17 protein-coding genes are annotated in these 25,869 nt (G+C 33.3%); 5 read left to right on the top strand and 12 right to left on the bottom strand.

Going from position 1 to position 25,869, the window contains the following annotated elements:
- Positions 1-65 precede the first annotated feature (65 nt).
- From ACP7AV_RS05530 to ACP7AV_RS05500, 7 genes are all read right to left on the bottom strand, one after another.
- A complete protein-coding gene (locus ACP7AV_RS05530; RefSeq protein WP_091202338.1) occupies positions 66-293 on the bottom strand; it encodes a PspC family transcriptional regulator in 228 nt (75 codons plus the stop codon).
- Positions 294-348: 55 nt separating this feature from the next.
- The gene (locus ACP7AV_RS05525; RefSeq protein ID WP_426091089.1) at positions 349-1,629 is read right to left on the bottom strand and encodes a DUF2851 family protein; all 1,281 of its coding nucleotides are present in this window, start codon (positions 1,627-1,629) and stop codon (positions 349-351) included.
- A 129-nt stretch (positions 1,630-1,758) separates the two neighbouring features.
- A complete protein-coding gene (locus ACP7AV_RS05520) occupies positions 1,759-2,241 on the bottom strand; it encodes a 3'-5' exonuclease (RefSeq protein ID WP_426091088.1) in 483 nt (160 codons plus the stop codon).
- Between the two features lie 289 nt (positions 2,242-2,530).
- On the bottom strand, positions 2,531-3,892 hold the full coding sequence (locus ACP7AV_RS05515) for a pyridoxal-phosphate dependent enzyme (RefSeq protein ID WP_426091087.1): 1,362 nt from the start codon (positions 3,890-3,892) through the stop codon (positions 2,531-2,533).
- Positions 3,893-4,098: 206 nt separating this feature from the next.
- Positions 4,099-6,066, bottom strand: a complete 1,968-nt coding sequence (locus ACP7AV_RS05510) for a putative porin (protein WP_426091086.1) — start codon at positions 6,064-6,066, stop codon at positions 4,099-4,101.
- Positions 6,067-6,187: 121 nt separating this feature from the next.
- On the bottom strand, positions 6,188-7,675 hold the full coding sequence (locus ACP7AV_RS05505; protein ID WP_426091085.1) for a RagB/SusD family nutrient uptake outer membrane protein: 1,488 nt from the start codon (positions 7,673-7,675) through the stop codon (positions 6,188-6,190).
- An 18-nt stretch (positions 7,676-7,693) separates the two neighbouring features.
- A complete protein-coding gene (locus ACP7AV_RS05500) occupies positions 7,694-10,921 on the bottom strand; it encodes a SusC/RagA family TonB-linked outer membrane protein (RefSeq protein WP_426091084.1) in 3,228 nt (1,075 codons plus the stop codon).
- A gap of 1,807 nt (positions 10,922-12,728) precedes the next feature.
- Here ACP7AV_RS05500 and ACP7AV_RS05495 point away from each other — a divergent pair.
- Entirely contained in the window at positions 12,729-13,034 is a 306-nt protein-coding gene (locus tag ACP7AV_RS05495) for a hypothetical protein (protein WP_426091083.1), read from the top strand.
- 330 nt (positions 13,035-13,364) lie between these two features.
- Here the strand turns inward: ACP7AV_RS05495 and ACP7AV_RS05490 are convergent, their stop codons facing one another.
- Both ACP7AV_RS05490 and ACP7AV_RS05485 read right to left on the bottom strand, forming a co-directional pair.
- Positions 13,365-14,915 (bottom strand): RagB/SusD family nutrient uptake outer membrane protein, encoded by a 1,551-nt coding sequence (locus tag ACP7AV_RS05490; protein ID WP_426091082.1) that lies wholly within the window; start codon positions 14,913-14,915, stop codon positions 13,365-13,367.
- 4 nt (positions 14,916-14,919) lie between these two features.
- A complete protein-coding gene (locus ACP7AV_RS05485) occupies positions 14,920-18,024 on the bottom strand; it encodes a SusC/RagA family TonB-linked outer membrane protein (RefSeq protein ID WP_426091081.1) in 3,105 nt (1,034 codons plus the stop codon).
- A 197-nt stretch (positions 18,025-18,221) separates the two neighbouring features.
- On the opposite strand from ACP7AV_RS05485, the gene ACP7AV_RS05480 reads away from it, so the two are divergent.
- On the top strand, positions 18,222-18,881 hold the full coding sequence (locus ACP7AV_RS05480) for a ribonuclease HII (RefSeq protein WP_426091080.1): 660 nt from the start codon (positions 18,222-18,224) through the stop codon (positions 18,879-18,881).
- Here the strand turns inward: ACP7AV_RS05480 and lipB are convergent.
- The 3 genes from lipB to ACP7AV_RS05465 form a co-directional block, all read right to left on the bottom strand.
- Positions 18,878-19,609 (bottom strand): lipoyl(octanoyl) transferase LipB, encoded by a 732-nt coding sequence (gene lipB / locus ACP7AV_RS05475; protein WP_426091079.1) that lies wholly within the window; start codon positions 19,607-19,609, stop codon positions 18,878-18,880. The genes ACP7AV_RS05480 and lipB overlap by 4 nt on opposite strands.
- Positions 19,610-19,832: 223 nt before the next feature.
- Complete coding sequence (locus tag ACP7AV_RS05470; RefSeq protein WP_426091078.1) at positions 19,833-20,990, bottom strand: glutathione-independent formaldehyde dehydrogenase; 1,158 nt, start codon at positions 20,988-20,990, stop codon at positions 19,833-19,835.
- Between the two features lie 225 nt (positions 20,991-21,215).
- Entirely contained in the window at positions 21,216-21,941 is a 726-nt protein-coding gene (locus tag ACP7AV_RS05465) for a hypothetical protein (protein WP_426091077.1), read from the bottom strand.
- Between the two features lie 266 nt (positions 21,942-22,207).
- Here ACP7AV_RS05465 and lysS point away from each other — a divergent pair, with 266 nt between their 5' ends.
- The 3 genes from lysS (at position 22,208) to ACP7AV_RS05450 (ending at position 25,849) form a co-directional block, all read left to right on the top strand.
- A complete protein-coding gene (lysS, locus tag ACP7AV_RS05460) occupies positions 22,208-23,917 on the top strand; it encodes a lysine--tRNA ligase (protein ID WP_426091076.1) in 1,710 nt (569 codons plus the stop codon).
- 88 nt (positions 23,918-24,005) lie between these two features.
- A complete protein-coding gene (locus tag ACP7AV_RS05455; protein WP_426091075.1) occupies positions 24,006-25,355 on the top strand; it encodes an AAA family ATPase in 1,350 nt (449 codons plus the stop codon).
- Positions 25,352-25,849 carry a hypothetical protein gene (locus ACP7AV_RS05450; RefSeq protein ID WP_426091074.1) on the top strand — a complete coding sequence of 166 codons (498 nt, stop codon included), beginning with the start codon at positions 25,352-25,354 and terminating at the stop codon, positions 25,847-25,849. The genes ACP7AV_RS05455 and ACP7AV_RS05450 overlap by 4 nt, the downstream gene beginning before the upstream one ends.
- The last annotated feature ends 20 nt before the right edge of the window (positions 25,850-25,869 follow it).

Raw genomic sequence — 25,869 nt, 5'->3', positions numbered from 1 at the left:
TAAGTAAAAAAGGGATTATAAAGTAAATGAAATACTTTATAATCCCTTTTTTAATTTGAATGCATTTATAAATCAAAAACCGAAGTCCGTTTTGCCCGAATCAAATCCTTTAATCGTATCCAGAAAGCCAGCGTTAAATAAACGGCAAACCACAATCCAGCGGTGGCAAATGATAAATAAATAAAAAAAAGTCGCACACTACTGGCACGCATTCCTAAAGTATCCGCTAAACGGGAGGAAACATGAAAACCGTGTTTCTCAAAAAAAAACTTAAGTTTTATAATCGCTGACATTTTATTAATTATTCGTTATGTGCAAAATTACAAAATTATATAATTGACGCCTTTGCTAAACCACTAATTGTTTTTTCAACAATTCTACCCCAACACCACACTCTAAACATTTACTTTTGTTGCAGTATTCATTCTTGAGTTGTAGTAATGACTGTGTGTCAAAAGCGCTTTTTGAAACAATTCCGAAAGAATTAAACTTATCAATAATAGCATTTTTTTCAGGTGCAACTTCATTTAAGAGACGAATTAAATCATCAGAAATTTCTTTTCCCTGACTTTTTGCAAAAGCGAATTGTAGCGGAATTATGGTATTTATAACAATCAAATCGATGAAAGATTTAGAAAGCGATTTCTTTTTTTTCGGACTTTCTTTATCAAATTGATAATGATTGAGCCAATATTCAGAAGCTGATACCTGAAACAAATTATAACAGCTTTTCAAAGAATTTAACGTGTTGATTCTCGAAAATAAATTCTGTTGGCTATTGTATAAATTAGCCAATTGCGAGAGCCTGATCGTTGGGAAATTATCCGGACGATGCTTAAAAAATTGAACAGGTTCCACATATGGCTTATCGAATTGATATTTATGCAGCAAATAAAAATACCTGAATTTTAAATCCTTAAAATAATTATCTTCCTTTTCAGAATCCAATAATCCAGCAGTTCCAAAAATCAAAGCTTCTAAATTTTCAACCTCAAAACTTTCTTTTCTTATGACAGGAAAAGGAATAGTATGGGCATTTTTAAAAAAGATTTCACCGTTAGTATTTAATCCGAAATTTTTGGCCAAAAGACAAAACAACAACGCTTCCCAATCTTGATTGGTTTGTTCCAATAAATCAAATATCAGCTTGGATTTTCTTTCTAAGCGTTCAAAAAATAGACGTTCCTGCCAATTTTTAAACACAAATTCATCAATTTGCTGAATTTGCTTTTCACAAAAAATCCACGATTTTTGAGCCATTAAGGATTGGTAGTTCTCCACGGTACTTTTATCAACGTATTTCTTCAATTCCAAAACGGGAATTTCAATATTGTTTTTTCTAAAAATTTCCGTATCGTGTTCCCACACCACATGAAGAATGACGTTTTTATAGGCTTCATCTCTTTCGTGATGATGCACATACCAGTCTGAAGATTTAAGATGAATTTCTACATTTCCTGCCCATTTTTGATTACCAATAGTTATTTGGGCATTAAAAAAGTCAGGTCCGGCAAGTTCTAAATACTTACCAACATTGATAATTGCGATTTCCTCTCCATTGAAGGTTTTCAAATTCAAGGTGTCAAACTTCTTAAATTTCCATAGATAATGAAGGAAGACTTCTTTCATATTAACCATATTAAATTGAATACTAATGTAGTAAAAAAAGAAATAGCAAATTATTTAAATTAAAAATGAAACATCGATTTCATGTAGAAAACAAATTACATTATGATAACTAATAAAATAATCGTGGTTTTATTTCATCAGATACAATTTGGCGCAAGCCCGAGCATCCGATAAAGCTTCGTGGTGATTTAATGCGATATTCATTTCCCGACAGCAATCACTCAATTTGGTTGGTTTTAATCCTTTGACTCTGTAAATTTTCACGGTACATTCCCATCGAGAAGCGATATTTAAATCCGCGTAATCTAAATTATAAAGCGCCATTGATTTCGCCAAAACATTCCTATCAAAACTTTCATTGTGGGCTACTACAACTTTATTTCGAAGTCTTTTTTGAATTTCGGGATACACTTGGGCAAATGATTTTGCATTCACGGTATCGCGAGGATATATACCATGCACTTGAATGGTAAAAGGCGAATATAAATTGTTTGGAGGTTTAATCAAGCTGACAAACTCATCTGTAATTATTCCGTTTTCAACGGTAACAATACCTACGGAACAGGGATGATATCCTATTGCCGTTTCAAAATCTATAGCAGTAAAGGTCAATTTAATTTGGGATTTGGGATTGATTCGCCAGTTCGCCCTCTTGGCTCGTGCAGCGATTTTTATATTAGATCTACAAAAATACTATCAATTATACAAGTTCAACGCATTCGACAGCTTTCTTTTCATTTCCTCTTGTAAACTTTTAGGTTTTAAAACTTCTACTTCAGCAACAACGTTTACAAATTACAATTTCCTAAAAAATAATATTATTAAACTGCATTAAAAAAAAACCTGCAAGGTTCGAAAAACCTTGCAGGAGTATATATAGCAATAAATCCGTGTTTTAAGCTTATTTTATTGAACCAATAATATCATATTTGGTAATAATATGGTGACTTCCATTTTCTAATTCCACTAAAACAGCTTCATTTTCTTTCGTGAATAATTTTGAAACTTCTTCGATAGGTGTTCCGTGTTTCACTATTGGGAAAGGTTTCCCCATAATTTCCTTAATTGGTTTATCTGCTACATCTTTGTCAGCCACGTAACTTTGAAACAAATCACTTTCATCAACAGAACCTACAAATCCAGTGATATCAATTACCGGAATTTGAGAAATCTTGTATTTACGCATTCTTTCAATAGCATGAGAAACCAACTCTTCAGTACGCACCACAATTAATGGTTTATCGATATGATCCTTAATAACATCTTCGGCCTTTGTGATTTCTTCTTCCAGAAAACCACGTTCCCGCATCCAGTCATCATTAAACATTTTGCCCACATAACGACTTCCTGAATCATGAAAAAGTACCACAACAACATCTTCGGGTTTGAAATGTTCTTTAAGCTGTAACAATCCTTTTATTGCTGCTCCAGCAGAATTCCCAACAAATATTCCTTCTTCAAGCGCAATTTTTCTGGTGTACACTGCAGCATCTTTATCGGTTACTTTTGTGAAACCATCAATTAGAGAAAAGTCAACATTTTTTGGAAGAATGTCTTCTCCAATTCCTTCGGTGATATACGAATAGATTTCATTTTCGTCAAAAATTCCTGTTTCGTGGTATTTTTTAAACACAGAACCATACGTATCAATTCCCCAAATTTTAATGCTTGGATTTTTCTCTTTCAAGTATTTTGCCACTCCGGAAATTGTTCCTCCAGTTCCTACACCAACAACAAAATGAGTGATTTTACCACCTGTTTGCTCCCAAATTTCGGGACCCGTTTGCTCATAATGCGCTATTGCATTTGAAGGATTATCGTATTGATTTACATACCAGGAATTAGGAGTTTCTTCTGCTAATCTTCTAGAAACAGAATAATAGGATCTTGGATCAGTAGGTTCTACATCCGTAGGACATACCACAACTTTTGCTCCAACTGCACGAAGAATATCCATTTTCTCTTTGGACTGTTTGTCTGAAATTACACAAATCAGTTTATACCCTTTTATAATAGCTACTAATGCCAATCCCATTCCAGTATTCCCTGAAGTCCCTTCGATGATTGTCCCCCCTGGTTTCAAGCGTCCATCGGCTTCCGCATCTGCAATCATTTTTACGGCCATCCTGTCTTTTACTGAATTTCCAGGATTGAACGTTTCGACTTTTGCAAGTACCAAAGCCTCTACTTCAGCAGTTACTTTATTGAGTTTAACTAAAGGTGTATTGCCGATTGTGCCTAATATATTTTCTGCGTAGCGCATTGTAATATGAATTTAAGATTGTGATTTTGTTGTAAATACTGGTGCAAAGATAGTATTTTGTTATAAAATATTCTTCTTTATGGGATTTTGCGTTCGTGATAACAGCGACATCCTTTACTTGCTTTCTTTAAGCAAGGAAAGATATAGCGGAAAGCACGATAAAACGCCCAAAAAAAACGATATGAAAAATTGTAATTATTAATAAATTAATTGAAGAAGTTCCAAATCAAACCAAATCGAATCGTGAAATCACGCGATGGATTATTGGGTGACGCATAAAAATTGTTACCCATAAGAGCAGAATTAAAATGTTCCGCTTTGAAATAAATTCTTGTTCTTTGAATTTTTGCGTTAATGAAGAAATCAAGATTAGGATGATTTCCGATTTGCTTTTCATTTTGTACAAAAAACTCTCCTATGACCGGATTGTATTCATTGGCATAATAGCTGGAAAAGTAATTCAACGAGATACCAGTTTGTAGAAATAATGCTTTTTTGAACAAATAATTTGAATAGTAAATGGTATTACGCGTGACAATTTCAGGAACATTCAGAATTGCATCTTGTTGCTTGGTTTTTTGATATAAAATTGTATTGTCCAAAGCAAAGTTTCCAAATTTCAGTTCTCTGCCGATTTTAAGCGACAAATAATTTATGGTTCCGTTATATTGCGCTGGCGCAACAATTTGGGATTTATCCAACTTTTGCTGGGCAGTCGATGCATCAGTAAAATATAAATGATCTTTCAAAACCGAAAACTGCAGCTCGGCATCAACCCAAGGGGAAATAGCATTTGCTTTGATTGAATTAATTTTTTCATTTTTAAAATCATTCGACCAGTTGTATTGTACAAAACTGCTTTGGTGCAAATTGTAATTATTATTTGGCAGTTTATTTATATTTTGATACTGAAATGCAAGCTGGATTTCATCATTCAGGTCATATCGCACTTTTGTATCCAAATTAGAAAGCGACTGATCAGTTACGGACCTTGAGTATAAAACTTTAGCATTCCACTTATTACGTCGGTATTCATATTGTCCACCTGCACTGTTGATTTCCTGACTAAACGAACTTGGTACCGTATTTTGATTATCAAAGATAAGAATCTTGTTGTAAAAATAATTTGATCTGAAATCATCAACAAAAAACTGAAAAGTCCCTAAAGTGGTGTTTTCATAGATAAGTCCCACTCTGTTGTACATTTTATTATAACGGGTTTGGTCATTAATCCCACTATCTAAAAATAAATTTCCAAAGCGATATACCGTCTCAGAGCCGACGGTTGATGGAACTGTTTCCTGATTGTATTCGAAAAACTTATTTTCGTAATTAAATTGGTGTGTCAGGTATAGATTATTATCTCCTTTGTTAGAATTAATTCTGAAATTATGATCCAAAAAAACTCTTTTGCCTTTTAGAAACGATTTAGCGTCATTAAAATAGACTTCAAATCTTTGTCGATTGTTATAGTTTGGATCTTCACTTTCAAAATTTTCAATGGACGTGATTCCCCCGTTTTCCTCATTTAAAATGTCTTGGAAAGTATAATGGGCTTTTGCAAAATAGCGTTTGTTCTTGGTATTGTAATTGGTGGAAAATCTAAAATTGCCCGTACTGGATAATTGGTTGAGATATTCTCCTTCTGAACGCAAACCTTTATAAGCAATAGAAAAATTAAGATTTTCAGAAGTGTTTAAAGTAATAAAAGCATCAACAGACTGTCCTTTTTTTATGGTGGTTTTAAAATATAATTCGGTCACTGGAGTTGCAACTGAATAATAGCGTATTTGATTAGCCTCTAAAAAATTAAAATGTTTTGCTTTAAAACCAAATTCCGGATATGGTGAAAAATCGGTTAAGCTATATTGCAACGTGTTGTAGGTTTGTCCATCATTTGCAAAAGGTAAAAGTCCAAAAATATCTTTTCGCAAATAGTTATGACTGTATTCCTTTTGAATTGTAAGAGAAGTATCGATGTAAGTTGTGTCGTTATCTATACTGATTACCTTGTAAAGATCAATAGTGGCTAGTTTATGAACTTTTTCAGCTTTTAAAGAATCTAGCACTTCTCTTTTATCCGACGACTTAAGATTTAATCCTTTATTGAGCTTAATTTGTGAAAACAGTATTAACGGAAATAGAAATAAATATACTAAAAAAAGAATTCTCATTTGGATAAATATATAATTAAGTTACTGCCTGTTACGAATAATTTAGGTAAAGGTAAATGAAAATCTTTTTAAAAATAAAAAACCCGCTTTAAAAGCGGGTTTCAAAAAAATATTTTAATAATTAATTGATAAATGGGTTGTTTAAGATTTCCGCTTGCGGAATATCAAACGTCAATTTATCATCATTATATTGAAAACTTTCTCCAGCAAAGTACAAGTGATTAGATCCTCTAGTAACTGTCGCCTTATTTCTCTTCATTGCTAAATAACTTTTACCTTCACCCCAAAATTCTATTCTTGTTTGTAAGTAAATTTCTTTTTGCAATGTTGTTCCTGACATTGCGTTCAAGTAAACACCATCTACATTTCTTATTGTTAACAATGTTTTCAAAGTTGTTCTAGCATCAGAATCGTTTCCTAATTTTGCTTGCGCCTCTGCATTTAACAAATACATTTCTTCAATTCTCATGTATATGTAATCTGTAGTCACAGTTCTTTGTCCACCAATAACTCTATTAGGATCAAAAAATTTAAATGAAGGTCTACCAGTAGAAGTAAATTGGTCTTTCCTAATATCTGTTGATTTAATTTGATCTTGAAGCTTTTTATCCATCGTTTTAGGGTCTCCAGCCCAAGCATAACTATAAGTGTAACGATCTACCTGTCCCCACCACGAAACTAAATCTAAATCGTTAGCAACAGTCAAATTTACACCCCACATCCAGCTAGGTGTAGCTACATTATTAAATCCTGAATCAGCATTGATAAGTTTACCGTTAGAATCTACTTTACCCACTAATTGAGAAGCTGTGGTTAATGGAAATTCATTTTTAGCTATAATTTTATTAGTTACCTCTAAAACTTTTTGATAGTTCCCTTGTGCTCCATACGCGTAAGCTAACAAACCTTGCACAACGGATTGATTTACGCTACTTTTATTTTCCCTATTAAAAGTTGACAATAGGGTTTCAGACTCAGTCAAATCCTTTATGATCAATGCATAGACATCTGCAGCTGAACTTTTAGGCTGGTTAGGCACTTTAGTATCTGTATATATAGGCAAAATCAGTTCATCTGCAATATATTCTTTTTGATATAATTGCGCTAAATAAAAGTATGCGTAAGCACGTAATGCTTTAGCTTGTCCCATTATATGCTTAGCTTCAGCACTTTCAGGAATAAAATCATTTCCACCAAAAGCTGCGATGATTTGATTACTTGAAAGAATTATTCTGTAATAATACCTCCATGGCTTGTAATTATTTATATCTGTAAAATTAACCGTAGTTTGATAATTTACTATTCTTGTATACCATCCATAGTTTAGACCTGCTAACACCATGTCAGAACTTATCATATCGGTGTAAATATCATATCCCTTTTGCCCAAAATCATCATGGTCCAGATTAGTACCCCCTGATCCAGCGGTATACATTGTAGTATAAATACCTGACAGCAAACTATTCAATGCTTCAGGTTTCAAATCAACAATATCTGCAATTTGTCCTGAAGAAACTACTTCTGTCGGCTCTGCAACGAGGTAGTCTTCGCTACAGGCCGTAAAGGCAAATGCAGCAGTGAATGTTAAAATTAATTTAATATTTTTCATTTTTATTTGTTTTTACAATTAAAATTTAGCTTTAATACCTATGGAGATAGTCGACATTGGAGAATATCTGTAAGTATTTGAAGCTCCTGATAAAGATGCGGCAGGATTAAATCCCTCTCTTTTTGAAAATAAAAGCAAGTTATCTCCAGAAACATAAATATCTAAACCATACATTTTTATAGTTTTCAAAAAGTTCTGTGGCATAGAGAATCCTACTCTAACGTTATTTAGCGATAAGTAATCTGCCTTTGTAACAAATCTTGAAGAAACCCCGTTAGAAGAAAGATCTCTATTATTTGATAAACGAGGTACGCTAGTGATATCCCCTGGTTGCTGCCATCTGTTTTTAATATCCTCACTCCAATTATTTGACCCAATTAAACCGCTATGCATTAAACTTGCATATGCACCGTCATAGGAATAACCACCCAAGCTATATAGGAATTGTGTACTTAAACTGAATGCTTTATATTTAGTACTTAACGTAAAAGCACCTCTTACAACAGGAATTGCTGATTTACCAATATATTTAATGGCAGCATTAGTGTAGCTAGTTGTTTTAGTCTCAACTATGCCATTAACGTTTTGTGGATTTTCAGATTCATACTCATATAATGATTTTATAAATCCTTCATCGTTATCCTTTGTACCGTTTGTATTGGCGTCAAAATAATAAGCATTCCATTGAGGAGCACCAGTTTGAACGTCAACTCCAGCATCTTCTCTAATATAGAAATCATACAAAGAATGCCCACTAGATCTGCCATAAAGTCCATTAATATCAATTAATTTCTCTTCACCTGTGGCAGGATCAATTGGTAATTTCAATAATTCATTTTTCGGAACTTCACCGTTAACGGTAAAATCAATAAAATAATCATCCCCTTTCAATAGGTGCGCGGTAACATCAAATTCAATACCACTATTTAACAATTCACCATCATTAACTTTTAAAAGTGCATATCCCAATGAAGGACCAACTCTTCTATCAAATATAAGATCTTTTGTACGTTTTGAATAGTAATCAACCGCAACATCAAGGTATTTTCCTAAAGCAAATTCAACCCCTGTTTGAAATTGGTTTGCTTTTTCCCATGTTAAATCAGGATTACCTTTAATAAAATCACCAAGTGAAGCCTCATCATTTAGATTATTAATTGAATAAGTATCTAAACCAGGGTAATAGTCTAAGTTACCATCTGCGTCCTGGACACCTTGCTCTCCTGTAATACCGTAACTGGCTTTCAATTTTAAGAAACTAAATACACTTTGATTATCCATGAATGACTCATTAGATACAATCCATGATGCTCCAATTGAACCAAAAGTTCCCCATTTGTTATTAATAAATTTAGAGCTTCCGTCTCTTCTTACTGTTCCTGATAAAAAGTAAGTATTTTTAAAATCATAATTAACTTGACCAAAATAACTTTCTAAAGAACTCATATCTTTGTAGGAATTAGAACTCTGCTGAACTATTGCATTGTTTAATTCCAATCCATTCGGGTCAAATAGATTCGTTCTATACGCACTTAAAAACGAATTAGAAAGTTGATTATTTTCATGGGCTATTAAAGCTTCGAATGAATGTTCTCCAAAACTAGATTTATACCTTAATAAATTTAAAACATTATAATTCAAAAACTCTGTTTTTGTTTTAAAAATAGAACCGCTTTGTGACGCAGAACCTCCGTAAAAAGCATCACCTTTACTATCTCTAGATGAATTATAATATTGCGCTCCAACACGATTTTCCAAAGTTAGTCCTTTTGTAAACTTCACGTCAAACGACACATTCATATTTAACTCATGTCTGCCAGTTCGATCAATCTCCCTAGTAGCATCAGAAATTGCATTAGTCAGGCCACCAAAACGCCTTCCGTTTTCACCATAGTCATATTTATTACCGCCATAAATTGGATCTTGAACAATACTTCCATCCGTATTTCTTTCAAAAAGTGGATAAATAGAAGGCATGTTATCGGCAAACCAAAAAACACTACCTGAATCTTCAGACTGACCATTGTTATTAGATTTAGAATAAGAATAGCCAAAGTTGACACCCCCTTTTAACCATGGTTTAACTTCGTGGTTAATATTTATACGTGATGATAACCGTTCGAAATCAGAGTTTATCGAATATCCTTGATCTTTCAAGTACCCGAATGATGTGAAATAATTTGTCTTACCATCTCCTCCTCCTAATGTTAAATTAGTTTCCGATCTGATTGAAGCTTGAAAAGCATAGTCTTCCCATTTTTCAGGAGTATATTTTTTAGTAACGCCGGCTCTGACTTGACGAGTAACTGGATCAATTAATTCTCCCCCATTGGTAACATTCCAAGAATTATACTGACTTCCACCTAAACCTTTTGATAGAAATAAATTAGTATTAGCATAAGCTACGGGATCTGCTGCTTTTGTAATAACACCTTCATTATAAAGCGATTCCCATCCTAAAGCTATATACTCATCCGCAGATCTTATCGTTTTATATCTTGGCAAAAGTGCTATATTATTACCTAATTTAGTTTCAACTTGAACATACGAACCTCCCGCTTTACCTGTTTTTGTTGTAATTAGAATTACACCATTTGCGCCTCGAGAACCATAAATAGATGTTGCAGAGGCATCCTTCAATACTGTTGTAGATTCAACATCTGAGAAATTTATTGAACTTAAATTTCCAACATAAGGTACACCATCGACAACGTACAATGGATCAGAATTAGCATTAACAGAGCCAACACCACGAATTTTAATAGTAGCGTTTGAACCTGGTTGCCCTGAAGTATTTATTACACGAACACCTGCTACTTCACCAGCTAATGCTTGAGTAATATTAGTCACATTTTTACGTTCTAAAACTTCTGCCTTAATCTGTTTGAATGTTCCAGTAAAAGCTTTATTAGTAGTTGAACTATAACCCACAACGACAACTTCACTTAAAAGTACTCCGCTCTCCATTTTAATATTCAGTGTTGTTGAATTACCAACCTCAGCTGTTGTTTCTCTCATTCCGATAAAGGAAAAAACTAAAATCTCCCCTGCTTTTGCTTTAATGGAATATTTCCCTTCTAAATCAGTTTGAGTACTTCGATTTGTACCCTTTACAATTATATTTGCTCCCGGAATAGTTCCTATTGCATCAGAAACTACACCTACGACAGTCTTTTCTTGCGCAAACAAAAACTGCATCGACAAAGCCAACACCACTGAAAAAATCCATTTGAATTTTGATCTCATATTAAATTTATTTTGAATTAGTTATTCTACAAAAATCATAATAATTTCTTAAAGAAACAAATTTATTTCATAATTAACAAAAGTAATATTTGTTAAAGTTTCTTCTCAAAATAATAGATTACATCAATATTTTTTTAATTTACTACACATTATGTGTTTATAATATTGTAAAAGGCTCCCTTTTAGTCAAAATTAATTCGATGTCTAATCCCTTATTTTTAACACCACATTTAGAAATAGGAATTCACAAATCTTGACGAAATTATCTTTCTAGACCTATTACTCCTGCAGCCATAACATTACCATCTGATTTCCAGATTAAGTTTTTAATAATATTAAACAGTCATCTCAACGGGCTAGAAAAAAATTAAAACCTGTTGTAAAACAGGAAAGTATTTCATTTGCAGTAACACATATAGAGCCTGTAATTATTGATGAAATCAATAATTTACATGCATTTATAAAAGCGATGCTGAACAGCATTTTAAAATTAGATACAAAACCCGTTCATATTACAACAAACGGAAACAGTCCATTCATACCTAAAGGCGGAATTAAAAACCGTGGAGGATAAATTTTCACTGAAGCGGAAATTGAAATCCTAAATACAATTCCAAATGCCATTATCTTAAAGGGAGATTCAAAATTTATGAATATTGCCGCCGCTTCTATATTGGCGAAAAATTATTGGGAACCCTATGTGAACAAGATTCATGAGTAATTCCCAATGTACAATTGCAAACAAAATAAAGGATATCTCACCAAAGAACATTGGGAAGCTATCCGAATTTATGGCGTTACAAAATACCACCGAATGACATTTCGATTCTTGCCAGAACAATTGAAATTTAATTCATGATTTTAGTTTAGAGATTGCTAATTTCAGATTTCTCAAAAATTGCATCAAAAAAAATGAAGAAATATTTTAAGATTTCGGTTTTCACTTCGGCTTCATTCACTTTTTCGACTACAAGTTTAAATTTAAAGAAGTTACGGCTTTACCGCGGATCCCACACCGAATAATATTGTTCAAATAACTTAAAGCAGCATTTACGTTTACTATATATTCATGCTTTGTTATCCAGCGTGAAGCACGGACGACCATAGCGCAAATTATTCAGGTTAATAAAGTTCCCGCACCCAACCAAACTCCAGTTTCAACTGTCCTACAGAAACAGAAATTCACAAAGCAGATCGTACATTTCTCACTAAAATTATAAAAACCAACGAACTGCCACATGATTTTTTGAAACCGATTTTGATTGACATAAGGTAGCTACGTAAAAATTTCAGGTGTTTTGATTACCTGCAATTTGATGTGTATTCAAAGTATGGCAAAATTTATTAAAAAAAGTGTTTTAGAATTTACCGATAAGTTCAAAACAGATTTAGATTGTCTGAAATATCCAGCAGAAATAAAGTATTAAGAAGGGTTTAAATGCGTCTAAATGAAATGAAACAAAATTTACTATTCGTAAAAAGAATTTCGCAAGAGATTGTGACGCATTCCATCATATTGAAAGGCCAATTGTGTGAGCTATTTTTCACAGAGTTCGATTTGGTTTCAGAAAAGTATTTACAATTGTTTTTGAAATGAGATCAACCACAAAAGGTTTCTCTACAAAACAACTGGCAAAACGATTAAAAATCATTAAAAGATTGGCAATTAATTTCGTTAAAAAGTTAAAGTCAGTATGCAAAGTACTGCCTTACAGCCAATGATTGTTGAGATTCTCGTTGATCAATTTGTTTTTGGTGACAGAGAAGATCTTAAACAGGGAAGGACCAATAATTTAAAAAAAAGAAGTTGATAATCGCCGTTAAAATCAATGATACGGGCGGAATTAAAAAGGTGTATGTTGACCAACGTAAAGATTATTCCTGTAAAAAAATAAGTAAAATATTTGTTAATCATATTTTTAAATATGCGATAATAAAAACGGACAAATGGACTAATTATAATCTATTAAAAAAAGAGTTTGATTTAAAACAACTTATGAGTGACAAAGGAAAATCTTCAAAAGAATTATACACTGGAATTTATCAAGTAAAATTGTGGTTGAGGAGCACTTTTTTTTGGGTTAATAAGGTGAATACATATAAAAGTATTTAGATGACTTTAATTACAAAAGAAAAGGTGATATTATAAGTTAAGCATGTTTAACCTACTCATAAACAAATAATAAATACTACAAAAATTATCTTAAGACATTACAAGAAGTGAATAAATGAACACCTCAAAATAAAAATAAGCCAATAAAATTATACCATAAACTAAAAGTTTTTTACATCAAACTTTTCTTTTTACAGCGTATAAAAGGTTCTACATGTTTACTCAATAAACCAGACTAAATTGACGTAACAAAAATGCTTTCATTACAAAAAAAATCTCCCACAATCAAAATGACTGGGAAGATTTTCTCTAATTAAATTATAATGTAATTTACCAACCAGGATTTTGCTGAGCAGCTAAAATTGGATTAGTTGTTGTTACTAATAATGGAAGTGGCCATAAGAATCTAAAATCGTTTCCTGGAATAGCCACATTTGTTCTTGGACCTGTATATGCCGTTCCTAGTGTAAAAGAACCCGCAGGAGGGTTACCATTTGCTAATTTTGCAGGAATTCCATCTATAGGAAATAAATTATCGCCCTGTAATCTGTGAATATCAGACCATCTTCTGCCTTCACAAATAAATTCAATTCTACGTTCTTTTAATATTGCACCAACTAAATCTTTTGCTGTTATGAAACTTGCTGCAGTGTAAGCTTGGGTACCTGGGGCGGCTAATGATCTATTTCTTACTCTATTCAATTGTGTCAAAGCCGTCGTTAAATCCGGCATAGTTTTTCTAGAATTGGCCTCTGCCATGTTCAGAAGAACTTCTGCGAAACGAATTACTGGAGCAGGATCAGTTGAATTTGTAATGTCAGTATACTTGTTGGTTAAAACATTACCAGCATTTATTGTTGTCATCACACCATTTTCTCTTCTTTTATCATCATTCAACCAAATTGGATCTCTCCAAATAATTGGACTAATACAAATTAATGCTCTGTTTTTATACATTGACGCAAGAGCACCATTCACACCTGGGTTTTGACCAGCTGTAGCACCGTGTTGAATTGAAAAAATACTCTCAACGTTCGTACTTAATGTAAAGGCAGCGGCTGGAGTTGGAGCTAAAGAAAGAGCAGATAGTTTTGACCCTTCAACTATTACATTATCCCAATCTCTTTTTTGTAAATACACTCTAGTTTTAAAAGCGATAGCAGCTTCTTTCGTTGCCCTAAATTTATTTGTACCAACGAGGTTGCCCTCAGCAAAATTTAAATCAGCTAAAACTTTAGTGTAACATTCCGCTACTGTATTTCTTCCTTGAGCTTTTTCGCTTTCTACTTCCGCATCAGTATCAACACCTACTTCTCTGTATGGAAGACCCGGATGACTTGCATCAACAGTAAAATTGTAAGGCCTTGCAAAATAATTCAACATTTCAAAATGTGTTATTGCTCTTAAAAATCTTGCCTCTCCTATGTAACTATTTCCAAGCTGAGTTGTAATAACATTCTTTCTTACTGCATCAGTTACACCCTCAATAATTAGATTACATCTGTTAATTAATCTATAACCATCCACAAAATAATAGGTATTGTTTGCTGTACCAGCATCATATGTACCTGTATATGTTAACTGGTAAAATCCAGCTAAATTAATAACATCTTCTCCTCGATTATCCCCTTGCTGAACAAAAGCCGCACCCCAAATATAACCTCGTCCGCTATTCGGGTTGTTTGCTGTATTATTAAAGATACCAACCGAAGCCGCGTTATACATACCGTTCATTGAAGCCGTTATCAAAGTAGGTGTTGTGAATGCAACATCAGAGGCTACCGCATTTATAGGAGTTAGTTCCAATATTTTCTCATCTGAACAAGAAAACAATCCCATTGCTAGCATTACACTAGTTACTATTTTTATGTGTTTTTTCATCTTTTTATAAATTTACGTTAAGACCAATTGAAAAAATTCTTGCTCTTGGTGTACCGTTTAAATCAACCCCAGAAGTTTCTAATTCCGGATCTAATCCTTTGTATTTGGTTATTAAGAATAAATTTTGAACCTGCGCAGACAATCTTACTCCTTCAACACTTATTTTTTCCGTTAAAATTTTTGGAAATGAATACCCTAAACTTATGTTATCTAAACTAATAAAGTCAGCATCTTCTACAAAACGAGTAGTTAGATTACTTGCTTGGTTAATAAATGGATTTTGGTTAGCAACTAATCTAGGCGTCATTCCGTCACCAGGATTTGTTGGACTTTGCCATCTACCAAGGATTTCTGTGCTATTGTTGCTTAACCCTAAATTAAGTAAATCTCTTCTAGTACCATTAAAAACTTTGTTTCCACCACTGAAGCGAATCAAAAAACTAAAATCAAAATCCTTGTAGCTCATTTTAGAATTAAATCCACCAAAATAAGTAGGAAGCGAATTTCCCTGAATCTTTTTATCGCCTTGTGTTAAAGACGATGCAACGGATACGTTAGTTGGATCGGCTGGATTAAATACTTTGTAGTTAGCTGTTGCTATATTTCCTTGTACCAAGCTACCATCAGCTTTGTAATAAACCGGATTACCGTTCGCTGTATTTACTCCCCAATATGTAAATCCATATAATGAATTTAGAGATTCACCTTCACGAATAATGATATTTGGCTGAATATTTATATCTCCTGAACTTCCACCAATGATATCCGCACCATTATTTGGCAAATTGTAAACTTTATTTTTTTGCAAAGTTAAATTTGCATTGACATTCCACTTGAAATCTTTAGTGTTTATAACACTGTAATCTACTCCAAATTCATACCCATTATTTAATACATTTGCAGCATTTCTATCTATTGCATTTCCTGGAACACCTAATGAAGGATCTATTGGAAATTGAAGAACTACATCTTCAGAGGTATTTTTGAAATAATCAAAGTTTAAAGTCAAACGATTATTAAATAAAGACACATCTACTCCATAATCAATTTTAGTGCTTGTTTCCCATTTCAAATTCCTGTTTGCAAAAGTTGTAAATGCAATACCATTGTTTGGACCATAAAATGAAGGAGAATATGTACTCAAATAAGGATAATTACTCCTACCTACATTAGTGTTACCCGTTAAAGAGTAAGAACCCCTGATTTTGAATTGTGAAATGACACTTTTAAAATCTTCCATAAAACCCTCGTTGGCTATGTTCCAACCCCCAGATATTCCCGGGAAATTTTGGTAACGAATGTCCGAATTAAATTTTGATAGTCCATCACGTCTTACAGTTCCTTGTACAAAATATTTACTTTTATAATTGTAGCTTGCTCTACCAATATAAGAAATGATACCTTCCTCATTAACTCCACCACCCGACTCTTGTGTCCCAAAAGCTCCTGTAACTACATTTTGATTAAAAAATGGATCAGTTATATTAGTACCTGTAGCAAAAAAATTTTCATTCTTTTCTTTTTGAGCCTCGTAAACAGCGGTTAACGATAAGTTATGATCGTTACCAAACGTTTTATTGTACGATAAAATATTTTGAACATTCCAGCGAGTTAGAGTATTATTATTGTTACTCAAACGTCCATTTGTCCCACGACCATCACCATGCAACGGGTTCCAATATAAAAATCCGTTTGTTGACGCGTTGTCAACTCCAATTTGGAAGCGATAATTTAAACCTTTCACGATATCAGCCGATAAAAAAGCACTGGATATAATTCTAGTTACTTTAGATTCAAATTTATTATTTGCTAATACATAGCTAATATTGGATAAATTGTCCGTTGCCTGAGTAAGATTTGTTCCCTGACCAATATTTCCTGACGCATTTAGGTTATAGCCTGTTGGGTTTTTTGCGTCGAGAGGAGAAGTATTTGGCAACTGTCTTATTGCACTAAAGATATTTCCTGAAATAGAGTTTCTTCCTGTATTTAATCCCTCTGTATTAGTTTTGGTAACTCCAATGTTAGCTCCGGCCGTTAACCATGTAGTTATTTCATGTTCAAGGTTAGATCTAAGAGAATACCGATCTAAACTGTTTGATTTCGCAATACCATCTTGAGTGGAGTATCCTAATGACATGAAATATTTAGTCTTATCAGAACCTCCATTAAAAGATAGAGAATGATCTGTTTGAACAGCTCCTTTATTTAAAACCTCACTTTGCCAGTCAGTGTCAAAATTACTACCAGCTGCCCAAACTGCTTGTCCAGCATTTATTCTTTTTTCATTATTAATTACCAAAAAGTCAGCAGTTTTCAGTAAATCAAATGTTTTTGTTGCAGAAGCAAATCCAGTGACATTGCTGTAAGAAACTTTCATCGCACCTTTTTTACCTCTTTTTGTAGTTATCAAAATTACACCGTTCGCTGCTCTTGAACCATATATTGCTGTCGCGGCACCATCTTTTAATACTTCAAATGATTCAATATCATTAGGGTTAATATCGGCTAAACCATTAGTATCAGCAGAACCTCCAATATCTCCAGAGTATATTGGTAAACCATCTACCACATATAAAGGCTGAGTCCCACTATTAATTGTAGCTACACCTCTAATTCTTACCCTCGGTGCTACACCTAAAATCCCGTTCTGGGTAGTTACCTGAACACCCGCAGCTCTACCTGCCAATTGACTTTCAAAACTAGGCGTGATTAAACCTTTTATAGCATCCCCACTAATATTAGAAATAGAACTAGTTAGGTCTTTCTTTTTCTGAACTCCATAACCAACAACCACTACTTCTTCTAATGCATTATCTGCTTGGTCCATTCTAACACTAACTGTATTAGAAGAACCAACATTTACTGTACTTTCTTTCATTCCTACAAAAGAAAACACTAAAACCTCACCCGAACTTGCTTTGATGGAATAGTTACCATCAAAATCTGTTTGCGCACTTCTGTTTGTACCTTTAACAACAACGTTTGCTCCTGGAATAGGTCCGGTAGCGTCTGAAACTTTACCTGTAACCGTTTTCTCTTGTGCAAACACAAATTGCATTGACAGCGCCAATAGCAACGAAAAAATCCATTTGTGCTTTGATCTCATATTAATTTTTTAAATTAGTTATTTGACAAAAATCATAATAATATCTTAAAAAAACAAATTTATTTAACAAATAAAAAAACGAACATTTGTTAAAGTTTTTACTCAAAAAAATAGATTACCTTTTGTTTTTCGCTATTTTATACTTATTATATGCTGTTGCCGATACAAAAAACTATATTTTCGTCAAAATTAATTTAATGTTAAGACCATTTTTTTTAACACCATATTTAGAAACAGGAACTGACGAGGCAGGTCGTGGTTGTCTGGCAGGTCCTGTTACTGCAGCCGCCGTAATATTACCATCTGATTTCCATAATGAGTTTTTAAATGACAGCAAGCAGTTATCTGAAAAAGTTAGAGAAAAATTAAGACCTATTATAGAACAGCAGTGCATTTCATTTGCGGTAACACATTTAGAGCCTTTAATTATTGATGAAATCAATATTTTAAACGCATCTATAAAAGCGATGCAAGAAAGCATCTTAAAATTAGATCCTAGACCAGAATTTATTATAGTAGACGGAAACAGTCCATTCATACCAAAAGGAGGAATTAAAAACCGTGGAGGGAAAATTTTCACTGACGCGGAAATTGAAATCTTAAATTCAATTCCAAATACCAGCATCATAAAGGGAGATTCAAAATTTATGAGTATTGCCGCCGCTTCAATATTAGCTAAGACTTACAGAGATGAGTATATGAACCGGATACATGAAGAATTCCCGATGTATAATTGGAAACAAAATAAAGGTTACCCTACCAAAGAACACCGTGAGGCAATTCGGAAATTTGGGACCACTAAATACCACCGAATGACATTTCGATTGTTACCGGAACAATTAAAATTAGAAATTTAAATTTTTGATTGCTGTTTAACGATTTCAGATTTCTTAAAAGTCGCTTCAAAAAGAATGGAGAAATGTTTCAGGATTTTTTCTTTCACTTCTGTTTCAATTACTCTTTCAACGCCAAGTTCTACGTTTAAAGAGGTTACGGCTTTGCCACGAATCCCGCACGGAATAATATTGTCAAAATAACCCAAATCAGCATTCACGTTTAGCGCAAATCCATGCATCGTTACCCAACGGGACGCGCGAACGCCCATAGCGCAAATTTTTCTGGCAAATGGAGTTCCTGCACCCAACCAGACTCCGGTTTCGCCTTCACTTCTGCCGCAAACAATACCGTATTCTTGAAGGGTAAGAATAATAGCTTCTTCCAGAAAACGCAAGTATTTATGAATATCAGTAAAGAAATTTTCTAAGTCAATAATTGGATAACCTACAATTTGTCCTGGCCCGTGGTAGGTAATATCACCGCCACGATTGATTTTATAGAAAGTCGCTCCTTTGGCTTCGAGTTGTTTTTCAGATAAGAGCAAATTGCTTAAATCTCCACTTTTCCCCAAAGTATAAACATGAGGGTGCTCCACAAAAAGAAAGTAATTGGGCGTTTCCAAATTAGTTTCTTCTCTCCTATTTTTAATTTTTAAGTCAACGATTCCTTTAAACAATTCTTCTTGGTATTCCCAAGTTTCTTTATAATCTTTAGTTCCTAAATCTTTAAGTTGGATAATTTTGTTCATTTTTTTTTGAGATGCCAAAGGTTTTGAGAAACAAAGGTACAAAGGTTTGAAATATGAATTTTGAAAAGTAGACCACAATTTATATGACAAGAACAATAAATGGATATTAATAACCTATTTGCATAGAACTATTAATATCCATTTATTACTCCATGGAATCGAGCAAAAAGGTGTTAGGTCTTACTTTTCAGTTTGTACTTACTATAATAAACAATTAAATAATTTATAATTTTTTACCCATAACCATCTCTGGTTTAAGGATCACTTTTGTCCATCCATTATCACGGGCATCAAAATGTTTGTATGCATCAGGAGCCTCGTCTAATGAAAGTTCATGCGAGACAATTAATGATGGTTTTGCTTTACCCACAGAAATCAATGTAGAAAGTTGGCGGTTATACGATTTTACATTCGCCTGTCCCGTGGCAATTTTTTGCCCTTTCATCCAAAACTGACCAAAGTCAAAATCCATGTGTCCTTCTTTTTGTAACTCTTCTTTAGATTTCGGGTCTTTTGGCACAAAAACCCCTACGACTCCAATACAACCTGTTGCTTTTACGGCTTGGACGAGTTCGTTCATCGTTATATTGGAATGCTCTATACCATGTTTATCACAACATTGGTAACCGACACATTCGCAACCTTTATCCGCACCCATTCCTTTGGTTAGTTCCAGCACTTGTTCCACAGCAGAACCTTTCGAAAAATCAATTGCAATAGCACCCAGTTCCTCGGCAAGCTTCAACCGGTCAGGATGATTATCAACCACCATTATTTGGCTAGCGCCTTTTATACTTGCTGAATGTGCCGCCATAAGTCCTACTGGACCTGCGCCATAGATAACTACTGAATCACCAGGTTGTACACATGCCAATTCAGTAGCATGATATCCAGTCGGGAAAATATCAGATAACATTACATAATCATTTTCTTTTTCAACAGCGTCTTCCGGTAATTTGAGACAATTAAAATCGCCATGAGGAACGCGCAAATATTCAGCCTGCCCGCCACTAAAAGGCCCCATTCCGGCAAAACCATAAGCAGCACCTGCAAATCCGGGGTTCATTGTAAGGCAATAACCTGTTAAACCACTTTCGCAATTGCGACAATGACCGCATCCAATATTAAATGGAAGACAAACCATATCCCCAATTTTAATTTGAGTTACGGCTTTGCCCACTTCCACAACTCTACCCATATTTTCATGTCCAAATATCCTTCCGGATTCCATATCGGTCCTTCCTTGATACATGTGCAAATCCGACCCACAAATATTAGTTGCGGTTATTTTTACCAATACATCCGTCGGTTGCTCAATTACGGCATCCGGCATTTCTGTGACCCTTACATCGAGCGGGCCGTAATAAACAATTGCTTTCATACTATCTATATTTAAATCGTTATACTTATTGATTAAGGTATTTATTCCTTTTTATTTCAATACATTTTTGGAATTTAATAAAAATTTAAAGATATAGTTATTTTTTTAAGTTATTGTAAATCAATTAGTTAATATAGTGTTATAGTTTTAGGAAGCGAAAATATGAGTGAAAATAAATGGGATCTTTTAATGGTTCCTTTTTTATAAGAAAGTACAGTACTAATATTACTCTAAAAGCACCTCTAACGAAGTGATTTCAGGATTTTGTAAACAATCAGTTAAAGAAAATTGTAGTTCCAAGGATTTGCGATCTTCACTAATATTTGCTTTTGAATTTGAAACCGATTTTATTTTTTTAGAAAAATAAAATTTTAAAACATAGTCTTGCGTAATTTTGAATTTAGAAACTTGCGTTTTATACCTGTCAATCTTGCCTTGCTGTTTTTTTAATTCAATTGCATCTGTAATTTTGACTATCCTATTAAAAACACTTCCGTTAAAAGTGTAATTCACACTGTAATAATGCTCCTCGGCAACCAATGCATAATTATTTTCTATATCATCTGCGTATTCTTCAGTTTTGTGTAAATCGGCAACTTCCTCTATTTTAGTAAAATTCTGAGTGATTGTTGTGCGAAATTCTTTCTCAAAAGAACTTTTCTTGACATGCACTTTTACAGTATTAAATTTTTCAAAAATGGCTTTTTCAAAAGCTGGCAATCTGGAAAACGTTTCGGAATGTTTAGTTATCAAATCCTTAAAAACATAAGTAGTATCCTTAAAAACTTCTTCTTTGGAATATTCCTCTCCCATCAATTGCATGTAACTTTGTTCCTCACGAAGTTTGCTAATTTCTATATTCCCAGTTCCGTCCTGGTTTAAATGCATGGTTTCTGTGACTTGGCAACTTGTTAAGAATACTGATAATAATAATGTGATGTATTTTTTCATTGGATTTTTGCGAAATGATTTGATTTCAAATATACATGATTTGTACTATTTTTCATGTTTTTTTGAAAAATAAAAGTCGTTGCATAGCCCCGATAACAGCGGCATCCTTTTTTTCTTGTTTTTTTCGAACAAGAAAAAAAGATAGAGCGAATAGCGGGACAAATCGTCATGAAAAAACGAAATATTCTGCTTCAAAAAACGGTACATTTTAAACTTTAAATTTTAAAACTTATATAGTATCTTTGCGCTCTTAAAATCAGAATAAGATGGCATTATCCGAACAAGAAATATTACGTAGAGAAGCACTTACCGAATTACGCAATTTAGGCATTGAGCCTTATCCGGCAGCTGAATTCATTACAACCGCCTATTCCAGCGAAATCTTAGCCGATTTCGGGAAGTACGAAGGTAAGGAAGTTGTTTTAGCAGGACGTTTGATGGGTAAGCGTATCATGGGAAAGGCGTCATTTGCGGAATTGAAAGATGCTGAAGGACGTATTCAAATCTATGTTTCAAGAGATGACATTTCGACTGATGAAGAGAAAACAATGTACAATATAGTTTTCAAAAAACTTTTGGATATTGGTGATTTTATTGGGATTCGCGGAACGGTTTTCAAAACACAAGTTGGTGAAATCTCAGTTCATGTTTATGGATTGACGGTTTTGGCAAAAGCCTTAAAACCACTTCCTGTGGTAAAAACGGATGCTGATGGGAAAACGTACGATGCTTTTGCTGATCCGGAACAAAGATACCGTCGTCGTTACGTGGATTTAACCGTAAACGATTACGTGAAGGAAACGTTTATCAAAAGAACTAAATTGTTCAATGCAATGCGTTCTTTCTTTAATGACAAAGGATATCTTGAGGTAGAAACGCCTGTTTTACAACCAATTCCTGGTGGTGCTGCGGCGCGTCCATTTATCACGCACCACAACGCGCTTGACATGCCTTTGTACATGCGTATTGCCAATGAATTATACTTAAAAAGATTGATTGTTGGTGGTTTTGATGGAGTGTATGAGTTTTCGAAAAACTTCCGTAACGAAGGAATGGACCGAACTCATAACCCAGAGTTTACCGCCATGGAAATATATGTAGCTTACAAAGACTACAACTGGATGATGAAATTCACTGAAAACTTGTTGGAACATTGCGCCATCAGTGTAAACGGAACTTCAGAAGCGACTTTTGGGGAACACACTGTGAACTTCAAAGCGCCTTATGCTAGAGTTACAATGACTGATTCTATCAAACAATTTACTGGTTTTGATATTTCAGGAAAAAGTGAAGTTGAATTATTTGATGCAGCAACAGGAATGGGTATTATTGTGGATGCAACCATGGGTAAAGGGAAATTGATTGATGAGATTTTTGGCGCTAAATGCGAAGGAAATTATATTCAACCAACTTTTATTACTGATTATCCAAAAGAAATGTCTCCGCTGTGCAAACAACACCGTGATAATCCAGAATTGACGGAACGCTTTGAGTTAATGGTTTGTGGTAAAGAAGTAGCGAACGCTTATTCTGAATTGAATGACCCGATTGACCAAAGAGAACGTTTTGAAGAGCAGATGAGATTAGCTGAAAAAGGAGATGATGAAGCTACCGGAATTATCGATGAAGATTTCTTGAGAGCGTTAGAATATGGAATGCCGCCAACTTCCGGATTAGGAATTGGAATGGATCGTTTGATGATGTTCCTGACCAATAATGCTTCTATTCAAGAAGTATTGTTGTTTCCACAAATGCGACCAGAGAAAAAACAGGTCAAAATTGAATTGGAAGAGGATGAGAAATTGATTGTTGTGTTATTGCAAACTAACAACAACCAAATGGAATTTGGTCTACTTAAAATTAATTCTGGATTGAGTGGTAAAAAATGGGACAAAGCCATGAAAAACTTATCTTCTTTAGGATTAACAGAAGTGGTCGTTGAAGGAGATTTAAAGAGTTGTCGATTGAAAGAGTAAGTTATTTACAAATCATCAAAACATAACTATATAAAAGGAACTCAATTGAGTTCCTTTTATATATAAAAATTTTCCTTAATTTTGAAAAATGGAAAGAGCAAAACTTATTGTTAAAAATTTTGGCCCTCTAAAAGATATTGAAATCGAAGTAAGAGAAATGGTCACTTTTATTGGGGCTCAAGCTTCGGGAAAGAGTACTTTGGCTAAATTACTTTCTATATTAGAAAATGAAGAGTTTAGAAGGAATAATAAAATAAAATTTGACGACGAACTAAAAAAATACAATATTTTTTCTTACGTCTCAGAAAAAAGTATAATATCATATAAGACTTTTGATCCAAAAAGTTCCTACCCTAACATTTCTTCTTTTAATTTTAATTTTTCTGAAGGAAAAAGTGAAAAAAATTCGCCTTTAATTAACTTTAATGTTTTTAAAGAATATAATGCTGTCAAAAAACCCGAAGACACAGAAGATTTGCAAAAATCAATCTCTACAGGTATCTATTTAGATTTATCCGTATATTCATTGTTAAACAATGAAAAAATATACGAAATTTTTAATACTGAAGAACAAAAAGTTAAATTCGAAATAATTTTCGCAAACATTAGAAATGGTAAACGTTTCTTACAGCAAGAAGACATAAAAAGCATTCTTGAAATTCAAGAAAAAGAACTTAATTTAGAAAACTACATCAATTTATATGAAAAATTAATTGAATTATTTCCTTTTATTTATTTAGATGATTCAATATATATTCCGGCAGAAAGAAGCTTTCTTCATTTAATATCTGAAAATGCATTAGGTCTAATTAACAACAATATTCAAATACCAAAACATCTTTTAGAAATTGGTCAAGAATATGAAAAAGCCATTCAAACTATCAAAGAGCTGCCTTTGAATATTATTAATAAAAATTTTAAATACAAAAGAGAAGGAAAAACATCATACATCTATCATAATGAATCTGAAAGAGTAGATTTATTAGAATCAGCTTCGGGTTTACAATCAATTATTCCAATTTTACTATTAGTCGAATATTCTAAATCATTAAAAGAAAAATACAACTTTAATTTTGTAGTTGAAGAACCTGAACTAAATTTATATCCAAAAGCACAACACGAATTGATTAAATATTTGGTCAAAAACTGTTTGTTTGATAGAAAAAATTTAATTCTTACCACTCATAGTCCTTTTGTTTTAGCATCCATTAACAATTTACTTTTGGCTTTTGACAAAGGAAAAACGAAACCAACAGAAGTTAATAAAATCATCAAAAAAGAATCTTGGCTTGATCCGAAAAACTTCATTGCTTATGAATTAAAAAACGGGAAAGCAAAAAAAATAATGAATGATAAGTTAGGACAAATTCAAGAAAATATGATTGATAACGTTTCGGATGCTTTTTCAGATGAATTTGATAAATTGCTAGATTTATGATTAATCAACTTCTAGAAACTTTTCCTCAAATTGAAGTTGCTTGTTTAACAACAATTGTAGAGAAACATGTTTTTGTTTTTGAAGCTGAAAAAGCAGTATTTGTTTCTGATCGAGACAAATACCATTTACATATCGAGAACAAAATTAATACCGAATTTTATTTTATACAAAATGATGATTGTGTAATGAAAATGGTAAAAGGAGGACAATGCGATTATGTTATATGTAACAACCAAAGCGTCTATTTTGTAGAAATCAAAGTGGCAGCAGGAAATCTTGCCAATCACAGAAAAGAAGCTTACTCCCAATTAGAAAATACTTTTAAATATTATGCTCATAGAATAAATTTTACTAATATAAATGATCTAAATGCTCTGGTATGCTTTCCAAATAAAAGGAGAATTGTTAAATCTAGTGAATCAACAAAAAGAAAAGAATTCAAAATTAAATATAGAATAAATCTTGAAGTTGGCAATTACATTTCATTTGAGTAAAACCATAAAAGAAGGAGCTT

Source organism: Flavobacterium sp. DSR3-2 (assembly GCF_049896525.1).
GTDB lineage: Bacteria > Bacteroidota > Bacteroidia > Flavobacteriales > Flavobacteriaceae > Flavobacterium.
This window is presented reverse-complemented; position numbering and strand designations above follow the sequence as displayed.